At 57.0% G+C, this 16,729-nt stretch carries 13 protein-coding genes; 2 read left to right on the top strand and 11 right to left on the bottom strand.

Annotation, left to right across the window (positions count from 1 at the left end; all coding sequences use genetic code 11):
• Nucleotides 1–4 precede the first annotated feature (4 nt).
• From EJ361_RS07880 to EJ361_RS07840, 9 genes are all read right to left on the bottom strand, one after another.
• Nucleotides 5–2,353, bottom strand: a complete 2,349-nt coding sequence (locus EJ361_RS07880; RefSeq protein ID WP_164714130.1) for a TonB-dependent receptor — start codon at nucleotides 2,351–2,353, stop codon at nucleotides 5–7.
• A 77-nt stretch (nucleotides 2,354–2,430) separates the two neighbouring features.
• On the bottom strand, nucleotides 2,431–2,766 hold the full coding sequence (locus EJ361_RS07875; protein WP_126244945.1) for a hypothetical protein: 336 nt from the start codon (nucleotides 2,764–2,766) through the stop codon (nucleotides 2,431–2,433).
• 61 nt (nucleotides 2,767–2,827) lie between these two features.
• The gene (locus EJ361_RS07870) at nucleotides 2,828–4,405 is read right to left on the bottom strand and encodes a DUF1501 domain-containing protein (RefSeq protein WP_126244944.1); all 1,578 of its coding nucleotides are present in this window, start codon (nucleotides 4,403–4,405) and stop codon (nucleotides 2,828–2,830) included.
• 19 nt (nucleotides 4,406–4,424) lie between these two features.
• The gene (locus EJ361_RS07865; protein ID WP_126244943.1) at nucleotides 4,425–6,077 is read right to left on the bottom strand and encodes a DUF1800 domain-containing protein; all 1,653 of its coding nucleotides are present in this window, start codon (nucleotides 6,075–6,077) and stop codon (nucleotides 4,425–4,427) included.
• Nucleotides 6,078–6,329: 252 nt separating this feature from the next.
• Nucleotides 6,330–7,508, bottom strand: coding sequence for an acetyl-CoA C-acyltransferase (locus EJ361_RS07860; RefSeq protein ID WP_126244942.1), 1,179 nt, complete (start codon nucleotides 7,506–7,508; stop codon nucleotides 6,330–6,332).
• A 48-nt stretch (nucleotides 7,509–7,556) separates the two neighbouring features.
• A complete protein-coding gene (locus tag EJ361_RS07855) occupies nucleotides 7,557–8,402 on the bottom strand; it encodes a DUF4249 domain-containing protein (RefSeq protein ID WP_126244941.1) in 846 nt (281 codons plus the stop codon).
• 1 nt (nucleotide 8,403) lies between these two features.
• Complete coding sequence (locus tag EJ361_RS07850) at nucleotides 8,404–11,058, bottom strand: TonB-dependent receptor (RefSeq protein ID WP_126244940.1); 2,655 nt, start codon at nucleotides 11,056–11,058, stop codon at nucleotides 8,404–8,406.
• 30 nt (nucleotides 11,059–11,088) lie between these two features.
• Nucleotides 11,089–12,045: a FecR family protein gene (locus tag EJ361_RS07845; protein ID WP_126244939.1), complete on the bottom strand. Its 957-nt coding sequence runs from the start codon at nucleotides 12,043–12,045 to the stop codon at nucleotides 11,089–11,091.
• Nucleotides 12,046–12,112: 67 nt separating this feature from the next.
• Nucleotides 12,113–12,619 (bottom strand): RNA polymerase sigma-70 factor, encoded by a 507-nt coding sequence (locus tag EJ361_RS07840; protein WP_164714129.1) that lies wholly within the window; start codon nucleotides 12,617–12,619, stop codon nucleotides 12,113–12,115.
• 82 nt (nucleotides 12,620–12,701) lie between these two features.
• Between EJ361_RS07840 and EJ361_RS07835 the strand changes: the two genes are divergently transcribed.
• Both EJ361_RS07835 and EJ361_RS07830 read left to right on the top strand, forming a co-directional pair.
• Nucleotides 12,702–13,733, top strand: a complete 1,032-nt coding sequence (locus tag EJ361_RS07835; RefSeq protein WP_126244937.1) for a quinone-dependent dihydroorotate dehydrogenase — start codon at nucleotides 12,702–12,704, stop codon at nucleotides 13,731–13,733.
• Nucleotides 13,734–13,736: 3 nt separating this feature from the next.
• Nucleotides 13,737–14,534: a TerC family protein gene (locus EJ361_RS07830; protein WP_126244936.1), complete on the top strand. Its 798-nt coding sequence runs from the start codon at nucleotides 13,737–13,739 to the stop codon at nucleotides 14,532–14,534.
• 71 nt (nucleotides 14,535–14,605) lie between these two features.
• Here the strand turns inward: EJ361_RS07830 and EJ361_RS07825 are convergent, their stop codons facing one another.
• On the bottom strand, nucleotides 14,606–15,313 hold the full coding sequence (locus tag EJ361_RS07825) for an RsmE family RNA methyltransferase (protein WP_126244935.1): 708 nt from the start codon (nucleotides 15,311–15,313) through the stop codon (nucleotides 14,606–14,608).
• Nucleotides 15,314–15,322: 9 nt separating this feature from the next.
• A complete protein-coding gene (locus tag EJ361_RS07820) occupies nucleotides 15,323–16,684 on the bottom strand; it encodes an MATE family efflux transporter (protein ID WP_126244934.1) in 1,362 nt (453 codons plus the stop codon).
• Between the last annotated feature and the right edge of the window lie 45 nt (nucleotides 16,685–16,729).

Below are 16,729 nucleotides of genomic sequence, written 5' to 3'. Positions count from 1 at the left end.
ATGATCAGGAGGATTTTTTGCCGAAAATGAGCGGCAGTTTGAGTTTAAGGTAAACGTTGGTACCCGGTTCGTCTGCATAATACCGGAAGAGGTTCATGTAGTCGCGGTAACGGGTGTTGAGAATGTTGGTGGCGCCGAGGATGACAGACAGGGGTTGCCTGCCGAAATGAACGGTGCTACCGGCTTCCAGGTTGAGCAAATTGTATGCGTCTGGCGGCGGGATAAGGTCTTGCCCGGCCGGATCGTAAGGATTTTTCGGATCGGCAGGAATCCGCGTTTGCTTCGTCACGTTTTGCATGCTGATGGCGAAATAGTTGTTTTTCAGACGCTTGGTATTGCCGGGAAAGAAACTGATCTCATGCTCGAAACGGTCAGACGGCATACTGATGAGCCAGTCGTTGATATCGTCGTTCCAGGCGCGGAGCACCGATGCTTTCGTGGTGAGTTGCCATTTGGGAAGGAAGCGCCAGCGCAACTGGGCGTCCATCCCTTTGGTGGTGGCATCGGCGCTGGTGTAATACATGAACGGGAACGATCCACGGATCGACACCACGATACTGTCTGTCGGCTGCAGGAAGATAAAGTTGGAAAACTTGTTGTAATACAGGTTCACATCGGCTTCCAGTTTGTCGCCCAGGTCGTAGTGCAGCCCCAGGTTGAACTTGTTGGCCGCTTCGGCCTTCAGCCCTGCATTCCCCAGTTCGAACGTTCCCGTGCCATGATGAAGCCCGTATGCATACAGCTCGTTCACACCGGCGGGCCGCCATGCGCGCGCGTAATTCACCGACGCGTGGAAATTGTCCGTCATGCGGAACTGCGCGCCGGCCGATCCGGAGAAACTGCCGTACGTCTGCGTTTCATAGGCGATATCGTTCGTATTGTCGTTGATGTTATAGTACTCTTTGTTGTCGTACCGCACACCGCCTTCGAACAGCCATTTATTGTCTGCACTTTCCCATTTTTCCGTCCAGAACACGCCCCACTGGCGGCTTTCATAATTGGGTATGAAGAGCCTGCGCTGGTAGCTGTTTTTCTGATACATACCGCTGGCGCCGATGGTGCCGCGCAGGCCGTTCCAGGATTTGTGGTCCCAGAGCAGCTCGCCCGTCCAGGTAGTGAGGAATAGGTTCATCCGGTTCACGGAAAGGGCGGAATTGTAATCCAGTTCTTCGCGCTCGTTGAACTGCCGCGAAACCACGAGGTTCAGTTTCCCGGCGTTCCCCGTGTTCACATATCCTTTTACCTTGAACAGTTCGTGTGCTACGTGCTGGTAAGGCCGGTTGATGCTGTAAGAAAACCCTTCCGTGTACTGCGATAGCGGCCGGCCCTGTTTGATGGCCTGTTCCAGGTCGGTGCGGTTGCCGATGTGCGCGCCTTCGAACACGCCGAGGTTGGTGTTGAACTGCGAATAGAAAAGCTCCAGTCCATATTGCTTCTTTTTATACCCTGCGGCTGCGGAGAAGTTGTATTCTTCCACGCCGGTGTTATCGAGCCAGTAGCCGGGTGTTCTGGTGTTGCCCCCTTTGCGGAGGGTCCCTTGCAGGCGCCAGCTGAGCCCCGGCACGGCGGGCACCTGTTGCTCGAGAATGGCGCTCAGCGCGCCCAGGCGGTTGTTGGAAAAGGCGGACATATTCACTTCGCCCGACATGCCCGGCTTCACGGGCAATTCCCGCGGTTCCACGAGCACCACGCCGCCGATGGCATCGCCTCCATACCGGAGGGCGCCGGCGCCTTTCACGACCACGAGCTTATTGGCGAGGAAGGGATCCACTTCCGGCGCGTGTTCCGATCCCCACTGCTGGCCTTCCTGCCGGATGCCGTTGTTGAGGACGAGCACACGGTTGCTGTGCAGGCCGTTGATGACGGGTTTGGAAACGTTGGGCCCGGTGGTCATGGCAGTTACGCCGTTCACCCGCTTGAGGGCTTCGCCGAGGGTGAGGCCCCGTGTTTTTTCCAGCTCCCGGCCGCTGAGCGATTCCACCGGTGCGGTGGTCACTTCCTTGGCGGCATGGCCGGTAACGGCGACTTCCTGCAGCTGGGTAACGCTGTGCGGCAGCGCAATGTTCCGCCGCTCGTCTCCGCTCACCTGCCAGGAAAGTTCTACCGGCAAACAACCGATATGACTGATGTGAATGGTATAATTTCCGGGGCAAAGCCCGTCTATGATGAATTGTCCTTTTTCGTTGCTCTTCGTGATCTGGCCATTTTCTTTCACGACGATGGTGGCGCCATACAGCGGTTTCTTCGTTTCGCTGTCGGTCACCGATCCGCCGATGCGGATGGTGCATTGTGCCATCGCCGGTGCGGTCCACGCGAATGCGAGGAGCCCGCACAGCCATGCGCGTAATCTCAAATTTCTCATCTGGTTACAATACGTCGGGGGCAGTAAGCAATACTGCCGGTGATAAATGCGATGTGGGGATGAAGGGGTTAAGCGGCAGGGGGAGCCCTGAGCGAGCAATAAAGCACCGGGGCCACCGGCACGGGAACGGGCTGCGCGGATGGCAGCTCGGCGAAGACGAAAGGCACTGAAGCCAGGTGCACGCTATGCTCCGGGAGAAAAGACTCCATGGCGCTGTGCAACCAGTCGCAGTGCTGGTGAACGGTGGAGATAACCGGCCCGTGCGCGTAAATGTCGCTACAGGCTGGCTCGTCTACCGTATCCTCATGGCCGGAAAAATGGTGCAGGTACTCCCGGGGCGTCAGGTAAATACTGAAGACGCCCAGGAGGAGAAAAACGCTGATTTGTAGCAAACGCTGTTTCAATGTACCCGGTTTATCCGGCCAAAGATAGCCATTTTCCCGCAATTGCAACATTGTTGCATGGTTAACGGACTTTCATCATGGTACGCACCTGCTGGGCCGCACCATTCTGGAAGCGCACGTAATACATCCCGGAAGGAAGCTGCTCCCCGTCGAACGTATGGGTATAAGTGCCTGCGGCGTGCTGGCGGTCTACCGGCTTGGCGATCAGCCTGCCCATGGTATCGAACACCTGGACCAGCGTATGCCCGCCACGGGTTTTGTAGCTGAGTACCGTTTTGGTGGAGAAAGGATTGGGATAATTGGTGATGAGCGTTTCATCGTCGCCCACACCAGGGATGCCCGTCACAACGCTGCAAGCCAGCCCATTGACGAGCGGCAGGCTCTGGTAGTTGTTGAGCATGATCCTGTTCAGTTCGGAAGACGGTACGCAGAACCACTGTTCGAGCAGCGAGGCGTATACCGAACGGAAATCGTATTGCATGGGCACGTTATCCACCGGAGACGCCGCATCGGGCATGATCGGGTTATTGCCTAAAATCTGCTGGTTCACGTAATCGCCGAAAACGATCATGGGCGCGGAGTTACCATGGTCGGTACCCATACTGCCGTTGGATTTGATCCTTCTGCCGAACTCTGAGAACGTCATCCCCACTACGCGCTGCGATTTCTTCTGCTGCTCCAGGTCTTTCATGAAGGCATGGATGGAGGAAGACACCATTTCCAGCAAATGCGCGTGGGTACCGGTGGTGGTATCGCCGCTATTGGTTTGGCTGGCGTGCGTATCGAAACCGCCGATGCCTACCATGTAAAGGCGAGTCTTCAACCCGCCGGCCACCAGTCTTGCCACGATCTTCAACTGCGCGGCGAGGCGATTGTCCGGATATGCCCGCTGGTTGGTCACTTTCGAAGCCGCCGCCTTGATCACGTCTGCATACCGGTTGGTTTGCCGCTGGATCTGGCGGATGTATTTCAGTTCCTTTCCGGCCCGGGTATTGGGTACGGTATCTTCGATATTTTCGAGGAGGTTGTAGAAGTCTGTGGGGCTGGTTACCGCCATTCCGAAATTGCCGCCGGAGCCCACGAAAGAAGGGGAAACGATCGACCCGATCTGGATCGCGGGCGGATCGGGCATTTCTGCGTTCGGGAACCCTGTGGGGTAGCCGGGGTATTCGGTATCGAGGAAACGCCCGCCCCAACCGGTTTCCAGCACCACGTTCGCGTCCGAGCCCGTAAGCCAGATATCGGTTGCGCGGAAGTGGGAAAAGTTCGGGGAAGGATAGCCGACCGACTGGATGATGGACACATGGCCTTCGTTATACAAATCCCGGATGCCGGTCATGGAAGGATGGATGCCGGTTTTGGTTTGTCCGGCGAGGCGCAGCACGCTGCCTTCGGGGATGGCGATGTTGGAGCGCGCGGTGCTGTATTTGCCGTACTGGTCCAGCGGGATCACCATGTTCAATCCATCATTCCCCCCATTCAACTGGATCATCACCAATACGTGATCGTTGTCGAGCGCGGTCTTCTCCAGCGCCGCCAGGAACGGGGACGCGGCAAAAGCCTTGATGGAAAAGCCATTGATAAAGGAGGGCAGGATAGTTGCCGGGGCGGTATATCGGAGGAAATCTCTGCGTTTCATAATTAGGTTTTCAACGTGATCAGGCCAGGTGATATTCTGACAGGTTCATGATGGTTTTGTAAAGGGCTCTCAGCATGTCTACGACCAGTGCTTTGTTCATCGCGTCTGACGGGTCGGAGATGTAAATATTCCAGACCTGCGTCCAGTAATAATCCTGTTGCTGCCCCTTGAGAAGGATATCGTTTTTGAGATAGGCTTTCATGGCGTCCGACAAGTCCATCCGGTACAGGATCGCCAATGCATCGTTGATGAGCAGCACGGGATTGGAAGGGTCTGGCAGTTGCTGCGTGAACACGAGCGGATCGATGCGCAGCGTCTGGCCCATGGATACATACCCGGTGGTGATCATCTGGTCGGCGAGGAAATTCCGTTTCGGCAGGGTATCGGTATTGATCCACAGCTCGTGGAACTGGGGCGCGAGGTAATAAGCGTCCCACCCGGAAACACCCGGCGGATCACCGATATTCTGCTGCTGGTTGCCGGCGGCGGCCTGGAGGGACCGCCATTGCGCGTAAGCCTTCGCGTAGTCGGACGCCGGTGCGAATTGTACGCCGAACTCGCGGCACATGCCTACCGTATAGTCTACCGGACTTTTGATGAGGCACGACATATTCGCGGGATCGTAAAAATGTTCGCTTTTGAAGAGCGCCGAAAGCACCGGGCGAATGTCGTAGTTGGCGGCGCGGAAAATATCGGCCAGCGGGGAGATCACGTCGTTTTCAGCGGCGGAATCGATTTCGTAGTAGATGAAAAACTGGTAGAGTTTGCGGCAGATGAACTTGGCCACTTCATGCTGCGCAAAGATGATGGTGAGCAGATCGTCCAGCTCGGTAGTGCCGTTGGGCCCGGTTTTGCCGGTGATGACCTTGTTGGAGAACCAGCTGGAGAACTGTTTATTATGATAATCGTGTTTCGTGGGATCGAAGTAACTGGTGATGTTCGTTTTGTCGACCTTGTACCCTGTGAGCACATGTGCGATGGCGCGAACGTCTTCTTCCTGGTAAAGGGAATCGGGGCCTTTGCCGCAGGTGAAGAGTTCGAGGAGCTCGCGGGCATAGTTTTCGTCGGCCGATTCGGCTTCGTTGAGATAGCCGTTGAGGTAAACGAGCATACCGGGATCGAGGGTGACCGCTTTGGTGAGGGCTTTGAAGTTCCCCAGGGCGTGTGCGCGCAGGGTAACGTTGTGGGCGTACATGAAGCGGGCATCCTGGATGGTTTGTGTTTCGGTGGCGAAGTGGTTATGCCAGAACAGCACCATTTTTTCGTGGATGGATCGTTGCTGGTTGAGCATGAGGCCGATCCACCAGGCTTTGTAGCTATACCGCCGGTGATCGTTGAGGTCTTCATCTCCTTCGGGGGCTGTTACCCACGGCGCTCCGGGAACCACGCCGGTAGGGTCTACATAGCCGCCGGTCTGGTAGCTGTTGACGGGGGGCGTGGGAACGGAGGCGTTTGGCACGAGCAGGGCATCCACCGCCTGGTTGAGGCTCATGGCGCCGAAGTGCTTGACGTCTGCCGGTGCGGCGCCGAACATGGCGCGTTTCAGCAGATGCACCACCTGCGCGGTGCCCCAGGGGCCTGAATAGGGCGCGATGCCGGTAAAAGTCCGGGCAGCTTTGGCTGGAGCGGCTTTGCGGGAGGAGTTGAGTGTGAGGAACGATCTGCGGTCCATCTGGGATACGGTTAAATAGCGGTCAAAATTTTGAGATGAAAGACTGCCGGGAAACCCACTGCAGCCATATTCCGCATCCAAATTAGTAAAAAGTTTAATTCAATTGTATTATTTTATATGTTTGGCGGCGATTTACGTGAACGATTTACCAAAAGCTGAAGTTAAGCAATGAAAAAGCCGCCGAAGTGAGTGACACAACGGCGGCTGATAGTTGATGACAAGCTGGCTTTAAAAAAATCTTTACGGAAAGGATCACGCGAGGTTCTCGATGATGCCCGCGATGCCTTGTCCACCGCCCACGCAGGCGGTTACGATACCATATTTTTTGTTGAGTCGCTGCATATCGTTCAGCAACTGGATCGTCAGTTTGGTGCCCGTGCAGCCCAGCGGGTGCCCCAGTGCGATGGCGCCTCCGTTGATGTTCACGATGCCAGGGTCCATGCCCAGTTCGCGGATCACGGCGATGGACTGGGAAGCGAACGCTTCGTTCAGTTCCACGAGATCGATATCGCCGAGCGATTTGCCTGCCTGGCGCAGCACTTTCGGCACTGCGGCCACGGGCCCGATGCCCATGATGCGGGGATGCACGCCGGCAGATGCGCAGGCCACGAGGCGGCCGATGGGCTGGAGGTTCAGTTCTTTCACCATTTTTTCGCCCATCACGATCACGAAAGCTGCGCCGTCGCTCGTTTGGGAAGAGTTGCCCGCCGTTACGGAGCCGCCGGCGGCAAATACCGGTTTGAGCTTGGCGAGCGCATCGATGGAGGTGTCTGCACGCGGCCCTTCGTCCGTATCCACGACCCAGGATTTCGTCTGTTTCCTGCCTTTTTCGTTCACATACACGTCTTCCACCGTAATGGGCAGTATGCCGGGCTTGAAATAGCCGTTCTGGATGGCGTTGATGGCTTTGAGGTGGGATTGCAGGCTGAACTGGTCCTGCTCTTCGCGGCTTACTTTATATTCTTTGGCTACCGCTTCGGCGGTGAGGCCCATGCTGAGGTAATAATCGGGATTGGTGGTGGCCACGCTGTAGGCGGGAACGGTTTTCCAGCCAGCGGTGGGCACGAGGCTCATGCTTTCGGTGCCACCGGCGATGATGCAATCTGCCTGTCCGCTGCGGATCTTAGCCGTGGCGATGGCGATGGTTTCGAGGCCGGACGCGCAATACCGGTTCACGGTCATGCCCGGCACGTCGATCCCCAATGCGCGCACGCTGATCATCCGGCCGATCTGGAGGCCCTGTTCGGCTTCCGGCACCGCGTTCCCCACGATCAGATCGTCTACCCGGTTCGGGTCCAGCTGCGGAACGGAACCCAACAAACCCTTGATCACGTCTACGGCCAGATCGTCGGGCCGGTAGAACCTGAACCCGCCTCTCTTCGATTTCGTCACCGCCGTTCTGTATCCTGCTACGATAAATGCGTCTTGCATGGTTATCTCCTTTTGTTTGGTATTCTCCAAATTTAAGGAATTCCAGCCTTATTTGATCGGTATCTCGAGCCAGCCGGAAGAAACCCCGGCAAATATCCCGTACCCCTTGTCCACATTGGAAAAGACGACAGCCGGGTCCACAAAAAGATTGCCTTCGCCGGAGCTTTGGAGCTGGAGCGACTTCAAATACTGCCAGCTGGCGGAAGTGAGGCCGGTCACCTCCAGCAGCAGCACTTCATCTTTCACCAGCACCTGCCGCGTCTGGAGCACCACCAGGATGTCGCGCCCATCGAAACGCTCATCGGGGATGAGGGAATATTCGTGGTAGGTTTCGGTGATGAGGTCGGTAAAATTGTTGTTGTACGAGGGATCGAAGCGGTATTCTTTCCGAGATACGGGCACATATTTCCCGTCTGCATCTTTTTTCGCCCCAAACAGCCGGATCCGGTAGCGGTCTATGCCAGGCCGATCGTCCAGGTACACTTTCACGCGGTTGCCGCCCGCCTGGGCGAAGGGGTCGTGGAGCCGGGGCCGCCGGGGCAGCGTGTCTTCCGCTTTCACGGCGGGCAGTCCGCCGGCGGTCACTTCGATCCGGTAAGGTTTGCCGGCGGCCACCGTTGTGGCAGATACGTAATATCCTTTTCCGTTGATTTCGCGGAATTGCATCGCAACGGGCGCATCCCCGGCAGTCAGTTTGATGCCGGCATTCTTTATCTCCGGGAAAGTAGTGGCGCCGGGGGGCTGCGAGCGGGTAAGGCGGAGATAGATCACGCTGTCTTCCTGCATAAGGCTGTTCACGACGATCCTGTCGCCTTCATACGGCACCGGGATATCCGCACTTTGTTCGCAGGCCGCGAGCGCTGCGATGACGAGGAGATAAGCTGCTTTTTTCATATCAAAACCTGACTGACCACGAAACGCTGGGCAGCACGGGCAGGATGCTCAGCATCGTGAGCTCGCGTTTTTGCGATTCGGGATTGTGTTTATAATAGTAGAAAAACGGGTTCTTGCGATTGTAAGTGTTGTACAGCCCGAAACTGAGCATGTACCGTGCGTTCTTGCGCTGTTTGGTAAAAGTGGCGCCAAGGTCCAGGCGGTGCACGTCGTGCATGCGGACGGTATATTGATCGCGGTACACATCCACCGGCTGCGTGCCGGGCTCGAATTCGGGCGGAGGCAAATGGGGCGAGGGCTCCGTCACGTTTTCATAGCTCGCCAAGGGCAGCGTGAGCGGGAGGCCGCTGGCGTATTGCCATTGGGCGGAAATTTCCCATCGTTTCCCCAACTGGTGCGTCAGTACTACTTCCAACTCGTGCCGCCGGTCGTATTTGTAAGGGAAAACCCGGCCCTGGTTGATGTTCGGGAAAGCGCGGCGGCTCCAGGCAAGCGTGTAACCGATCCATCCCCTGAACCGGTCCTGCTTTTTCTGCAGGAGCACTTCGGTGCCGTAGCTCCATCCGCGGCCCACCACCACCAGGTCTTCCCAGCTTTTGGTCGCCGAATTGAAATCCGCGTCCTGCTCCTGGTACTGGATCACGTTTTCCATCCGCTTGTAATATCCTTCCACCGACATTTCGTACCGGTTATCGTTGGTCGTTTTCGCCAGGCCCAGCGCCAGTTGCTGCGCGTGCATGGGCGGCACTTTGTCTGTAGCGGCCACCCAGAGGTCGGTAGGCAGGAAAGTGGCGGCATTGTTGGTCAGCAGGTGGATGTATTGCGTCATCACCGTGTACGACATTTTCAGCGCCCATCTCCGCGGCAGCATATACCGGAATCCGAGGCGCGGTTGAACAGAAGTGTACGCCCTTCCCTCCACCAGAAAAGCGGACGTATGCACGCCGAGGTTGAGGTGCATGGAATCGCGGATCTTCCAGTCGTTCTCGAAATACAAAGACAGCTCCACGCCGCCGTGCGTCTGGTCGTTGTAAGTGGTATCGGCCAGCTGCTGGTCGTCCGACACATTGTTGAACGCGGTGATGCCCGGCCTGAACACGTGCCAGGTCCCCTGCGCCCCGAAACGCACGATATGGCTGGGGTTCGGCCGGTAATCGAAATCGATCTTCGCGCCGAGATTGTCCACTTTCGAATAATACCTGCCGAAAGCGTTATCGTTCTCGCGCAACCGCGGCGTATCGAGCGCCATGTATTTGTACCTGTAATCGGTATTGAAGCGGAACTGGGAATAATTGACCGTAACGTTGGAAAACAGCTGCGGATTGAAGATATGGTTCCAGCGGAGCGCATAGGCCTGGTTGCCCCATCCCAGCCGGAATTTCATCTCTTCATGATATCTTTTCGGCGCGCCCTGAAAGGAATCGAAAGTTTCGTTGCGATGCATCGTCAGATTGTCTTCCCCGCCATATGCGCTGAGGTAAAGGCGGTCTTTCGGGGAAAAGATGTGGTTGATCTTGAGGTTCGCATCGTAGAAATACGCCCAGAATTCGCCCTGTTCACCCAGCTTCAGTTCCTTGTTGGCCGCGTCCTGCAACAGCAAATCGGCGTATGTACGGCGTGCGGTGAGGATGTAGGAAGTTTTCCCTTTGACGATCGGCCCTTCCACCGCCAGGCGCGACGCCAGCAGCCCGATCGAAATCTCGCCGTGATGTTTGTACATGTCGCCGTCTTTCATCGAAATATCCACGACGGAAGACAGCCTACCGCCGTACCTCGCCGGGAACGCGCCTTTATACAGGTCCACGTTTTTAATGACATCCGGGTTGAAGACGGAAAACACCCCGAACAGGTGCGTCGAATTATAGACCGGCGTACCGTCGAGCAGGATGAGATTCTGGTCCGGGCTTCCGCCCCTGACGTGGATGCCGCTCGTTCCTTCCATCCCGCCGCTCACGCCGGGCATGGCCTGTATCGACCGCAAAACGTCCGCTTCTCCCAAAATCCGCGGCATCGTTTTCGTTTGCGACATATTGACGTTCACCTTGCTCATCTGCGTCTGGTCCTGTAACCGCGGCAAAGTTTCCGAGACTTCCACTTCCTTCAGGATGTTGGACGGGCTCAGCCTGAAATTGAGTTGTTTGCTGTCGCGGTCGCGGACGGGCACCTGCATGGCGTTGTAGCCGGTGTAGGACACGAAGAGCGACAATGTATCGCGAAGTGTGGTGAAGCTGTAGAACCCGTAATTATTGGTGACGGTGCCGGCTTTGAGATGCGGGGCGTAAACGGTGGCGCCGATGAGCTTTTCGCCGGTGGCCGCATCTTCCACATACCCGCTGATGGTGCGCTGGAAGGGTTGTCTGGCGGCCAGCACGAGGAGCCCTCCGATGCGGCGGTATTGGATGCCATTGTCGGCGAAGAGCTGATCGAGCACTTGGCGCAGGGGCATATCGCGGACGCGGAGGGTCATGCGGCGGTTGAGATTGACAACGTCGCGGCTATAGGAAAACGGAATGCCGTAAGTTTTTTCCAGATGGTCACAATACACGTAAAGGGGCTGATCTTCCAGGGAGACCGAGATCCGGGTGCGCCAGTTCCATGCGAACACCTGCAGGGGGAGTATTGCCAGCAGCAATAATCCCGGCAGGACTTTTTTCATTTGCAAGTAATTGACTATGACAAATAATTGTTACAGCGGCTGCAGCCGGTACGTGCCCGGCGCGGGCGTTTCCACCGATGCGGAAACCATAAACGCCAGGGCTTCCATCACTTCTTCCACCGATTCTCCGGAAAAGCGGGTGGTGATCCGTTTTTCCAGCATCGCGGGGTCGGCGACGGTGATTTTGACATGATATTCTTTTTCTGCCGCTTCCACTACCTGGGCGAAAGGCACGTCTTCGAAGCTCAGCCCCTGCGAGCCTTTCACTTCGAATTCCCCGCTGTCGGCGTTGCGCCGGAGGGTCATCCCTCCGGTCATCACCACGGGTTTACCGAGGTCGGGGTCGGTCACCTGTATTTTCCCGCTTTCGACGCGGATGAACAGGGAAGTGTCCCACTCCACGGTGAACTTCGTGCCCAGTACCTGGATCCTCGTTTCGCCGGCCTCCACGATGAAGGGTTTGCCGGCGGCGGGAGCGATGTCGAAGCTGGCTTTGCCTTTTACGCGGACACGCCGCTCCTTTTCTCCAAAATCCTCATCCACGGTCAGTTTCGCGTTACCAGCGAGCTGGATGCGGCTACCGTCGTGCAGATCAGCGGTTTGGCCGCCGGAAAACGACTGTTCACCGTTCCTGAAGCGCGTCACGCCCCAAATCCCCGCTACCACGAGCAATGCTACGGCGGCGGCCATCCATACCCTGTTTGTCCGGCGCATGGGCACCACTTCCGTTTCGGGAGCGGGCGTGGCCGGCTGGGCGGTGATGTTGGCGCGGAGGCGTTCCCAACTGCTATCTGTACTGATGCCGAAGGAGGGGTCTCCGGGGCGGGGGGCTTCCAGCAACTGGCGGATCGCTCCGAGCGCGGCTTCGTTGGCCGGCTGGTCTTTCCGCCATGCCTCTACCCACGCGCGCTCGGGGGCTTCCGCCTCGCCCAGCAGGTATTTGCACAGCAAAGAATATAATGCCTCGTCTGGTTGCAGATGGCTCATGAACAGTTGTAAATATTAACTAGACGGAAAGAAGACGCACGCCGGGGCGCCCATCCCCCATCCCGTATCAAAAAAACAGGTGCAGGTAATCCCGCAGTTCCTCATGGAGGATCCGCAGGGCCTTTCCCATTTGGTTCTCGACGGTTTTAACGGATATATTCATCACGGTGGCGATCTCGGCGTATTTGAGCTGCTCTTTCCGGCTCAGGACGAACACTTCACGGCAACGTTCGGGCAGTTTCCCGAGGGCCATCTCCAGCCTCCCCTCCAATTCGCGCGCCTGAACGGACAAGTGCACGGCATCGCCCTGCATCTTTCCGAAGGCGACTTCCTTTTCGGTCCGCACCTGTTGCTTCCGCCACTGGCTGATGGCCATATTCCGGATGGCCGTGAAAAGGTACGACCGCTCCGATCCGGAAATACGGATATTCTCCCGCTTTTCCCATAACTGGGAGAAGACGAGCTGTACCACTTCCTCCGCCTCCCAGGGGTCTCCCGTGTAATGCACGGCAAAGGCAAGACAGTGGCTGTGATGCTCGCGGAAGAGCTTTTCAAATTTGGCGAGGTCCAACATGATCGATGCGGCAAAATTAGGCGGCAGGGGCACATAAACCAAATAGTGCGCCGGACTGGGCAATTTTATATCTTTGCGCGACATGTACGGTTTTATCAAAAAAATACTGTTCGGCTTCCCCCCGGAGCGCATACACTACGGTGTGATGCGCGGGCTGAAAGTCGTGAATGCACTGCCCTTCGGCAAAAATCTGCTGGATGCATGCTGCCGCCCGAAAAACACGGGCCTGGAACGCAAACTCTGGGGCCTCACCTTCGCCAACCCGGTAGGCCTCGCCGCCGGGTTCGATAAAGACGCCCGGTTTATCGACGAACTGTCTCACCTCGGGTTCGGGTTCGTGGAAATCGGCACCGTTACGCCCCTGCCGCAACCCGGCAACGACCAGCCCCGCCTGTTCCGCCTCCCGGAAGATGAAGCCCTCGTCAACCGCATGGGATTCAATAACGAAGGCGTTCGCGCGGCCGCGAAAAGACTGCAGAAACGCAGGTCTAACATCATCGTCGGCGGTAACATCGGCAAAAACAAACTGACGCCCAACGAAGAAGCCGTGAGCGATTACGAAAAATGCTTCCATGCCCTGTTCGACGTAGTGGATTATTTCGTGGTGAACGTCAGCTCCCCCAACACCCCCGGCCTCCGCGCCCTGCAGGAAAAAGAACCGCTCAAACAGCTGCTCCATCACCTGCAAATGCTCAATAACCAGAAACAACAACCCAAGCCCATCCTGCTGAAAATAGCGCCAGACCTTACCAACGAACAGCTCGACGATATCATCGAGATCGTCCGGGAAACGGAACTGGCGGGGCTTGTAGCCACCAATACCACCATCAGCCGCGAAGGCCTCCAAACGCCGGCCGCAACACTGGAGAAGATCGGAGCCGGCGGGCTGAGCGGGCGCCCCGTGCGCGAGCGCGCCACGGAAGTGATCCGCTACATCCACCGGAAATCGGGCGGCAGCATCCCCATCATCGCCGTAGGCGGCATCTTCACCGCAGCCGACGCGCAGGAAAAACTCGACGCCGGCGCCAGCCTCGTACAGGTGTACACCGGTTTCATTTACGAAGGCCCCACCATCGTGAAGAAAATCTGCCAGGGATTATCTATTCAACCATAACCAATGATCGCATTTCAAGAACTCCTGACCGTTGATTCCCTCATCAGTTTGCTGACCCTTACCCTCATGGAAGTGGTATTGGGCATCGACAACGTCATTTTCGTATCCATCGTCATGAACAGGCTACCGGAGGAAAAACGCCTCAAGGCCCGGCGCATCTGGATGTTCACCGGCATCGCCGTGCGCATCGCACTGCTGCTGTGCATCGGCTACATCATCCGTGCCACACAGCCCCTGTTCTCCATTTTCGGGAACGACATCAGCCTCCGCGACCTCATCATGCTCGCCGGCGGTATCTTCCTCACCGTCAAAACCACGCTGGAAATCCACCACAAACTGGAAGGCGAAGAAGAGGCCACGCCAAAGAACGGCGCACAGAAAGCCGCCACCTCCCTCTTGAACGTGGTGGGGCAGATCATCGTGATCGACATCGTGTTTTCGTTCGACAGTATCATTACCGCCGTGGGTATCGCCAAGCACGTGGAGATCATGATCGTTGCGGTGATCATCGCGATGTTCGTCATGTTTACGTTCGCACCGAAAATCAGTGCGTTCATCCACAAGCATCCTACTTTCAAAATGCTGGCGCTGTCTTTCCTCATCATGATCGGCGGCATCCTCATCATGGAAGGCTGGAACTCCGACCTGGTGCATAATTTCCACCTGAAGAACTACGTGTATTTCTCGATGGTGGTGGCGCTGCTCGTGGAACTGCTGAACATGCGCGTCCGCAAAAAACAGGCCGCACATCCGGTGGAACTGCGCGGGCCGAAAGAGACCGACCTCGAACCGAAGCCATAAATCTATCCGTTATAGCACGCGAAAAGGCTGACCTGCGGGTCAGCCTTTTCTATGTTTATCTGCGTGTATACCTATCCGTTATTAACCGCCGCCAGCAGCGTGCAGCCCACCAGCCCGGCGGTTTCCGTGCGCAGGCGGGTGTTTCCCAGCGTTACGGGGAGATAGCCGTTTTGCAGCGAAAGTGCCACTTCCTCCGGCGTAAAATCCCCTTCCGGCCCGATGAGCAGCAACGCATCCTCCGCCGGCCGGGCGATCTGGAAAATGGATTTTTTCTCCCCGGGAAGACAGTGTGCGATGAAGCGCTGGCCCGCTGTCGCCATCAGCGATTCGAAAGGCTGCGGGGTATGCAGTTTCGGGAGATGCCATTGCCGGGATTGCAGCATCGCCGAAACGAGGATGCTTTCCAGCCGCTCCATTTTGAGATGTTCCTTTTCGGTGCGCCGGGTAACGAGGGGGATGATTTCCGACATACCGATTTCCGTCGCTTTTTCCAGGAACCACTCCATCCGGGATGCGTTTTTGGTGAACGCGATCCCTATGCGCAGGCGCGGCGCGGGCGCAGGTACCTGTTCCGATCCGATAATGGCGGATACGCATTTTTTGCGGTGATCGTCGGTGATCTCGGCCGTGAATTTCCCGCCGCGCCCGTCGGCCAGCAGGATTTTATCGCCTTTGGTTTTGCGCAAAACGGTCACGCAATATTTGGACGTAGGCTCGTCCATCGTATAGGCGGCTGCGCCAGGCGCCATATCTCCGGCGTAAAAAACGGGCAATTCCATCCGGCAAAATTAGCTATTTCCCGCATTCCTTTCCAGCCGGCGGGTAAAGTCCTGGAACCGGAAGAACAGTAGCACCGATGCCACCACCAATCCCAACAGCAGTCCCCACCAGATCCCCTGCACACCGAGCCCCAGCGGAAAACCGAGGATATACCCGACCGGGAGGCCGATCACCCAGTAAGCGATCATCGTGATGACCGTGGGCACCCGCACATCGCCCAGGCCCCGCAACACACCGAGCCCCACTACCTGCGTACCGTCGAACAGCTGGAAGAACGCGGCGATGAGCAACAATCCAGAAGCTATGTGCACCACTTCCGGATCGTTGATGTACATCAGCGGCAACCACCGGCTGCCCAGCACGAACACCAGCGCCGCGATCCCCATCATCACCGCCACCATATGATAGCTGGCGATGGAAGAACGCCGCAGATCGGAGAAGTTGCCGGCCCCGAAGTTATTGCCGCTCCGGATGCCCGCCGCCGCTGATATCCCGCTCGCCATCATATACGTCATGGACGCGAGGTTGATGGCGATCTGGTGCGCCGCCTGCTGCGTGGAGCCCAGCCATCCGGCCATCACCACCGCTCCGCTGAATGCGCTCACTTCAAAAATATATTGCAGCGCCACGGGCGTCCCCAATCCGGCGATTTTCCGCAGCAGCGATTTCGATATGTCCCGGAAATGGAAATCACCGAGATATTCCCGGAACCGCGGCGATTTCAGTACATACCACGCCATGGTGATACCCATCAGCAAGCGGTCGGTAAACGTAGCGATCCCCACACCGGAAATCCCCATGCGCGGCACGCCGAGCAGTCCGTACACCAGCGTAACGCCGATCACGATATTGAGGACATTGCCGATGATACTGATGTTCATGGCCTGGCGGGTAAAACCCAGCCCTTCCGCAAATTGCTTGAACGTAAGGAACACCATAAGTGGGAGGTAGGAAAATGCGAGGTACCGGAGGAAGATACGCGCTTCCGGCGCCACAGCCGCCGGTTGCCCCATCCGTTCCAGGTTTTCTGCGGTGATCAATATCCCGGCGAACATCACCAGGCCGGTGATAGTATTGATGATGAGGCTATGCGCGAGCAACCGGCCGCAGATATTCTTTTCGCCCCGCCCGTTCGCCTGCGCGATGAGCGGCGTAAGGCCGTACGAAATCCCGATCCCGGCCACCATGAAAATGCTGAAGAACCCCACGCCGAGCGACACGGCCGCCAGCGAAATTTCGCCGGTGTGGCCCATGATGATACTGTCGCTCAGCCCCACCAGGGTATGGCCGAGCTGGGAAATCACGACGGGGTATGCGAGCTGGAAATTATCCTTATAATGATGTTTGTACTTTTCGTAAATCCATTTCATGTTGATCCATTAAAAAAGCCGGCCCATCTTTTCAGAACGAACCGG

This window comes from Chitinophaga rhizosphaerae, assembly GCF_003958645.1.
Lineage (GTDB): Bacteria > Bacteroidota > Bacteroidia > Chitinophagales > Chitinophagaceae > Chitinophaga > Chitinophaga rhizosphaerae.
Note: the sequence above shows the minus strand (reverse complement) of the source record. Positions and strands in the feature narration are given on the sequence as shown.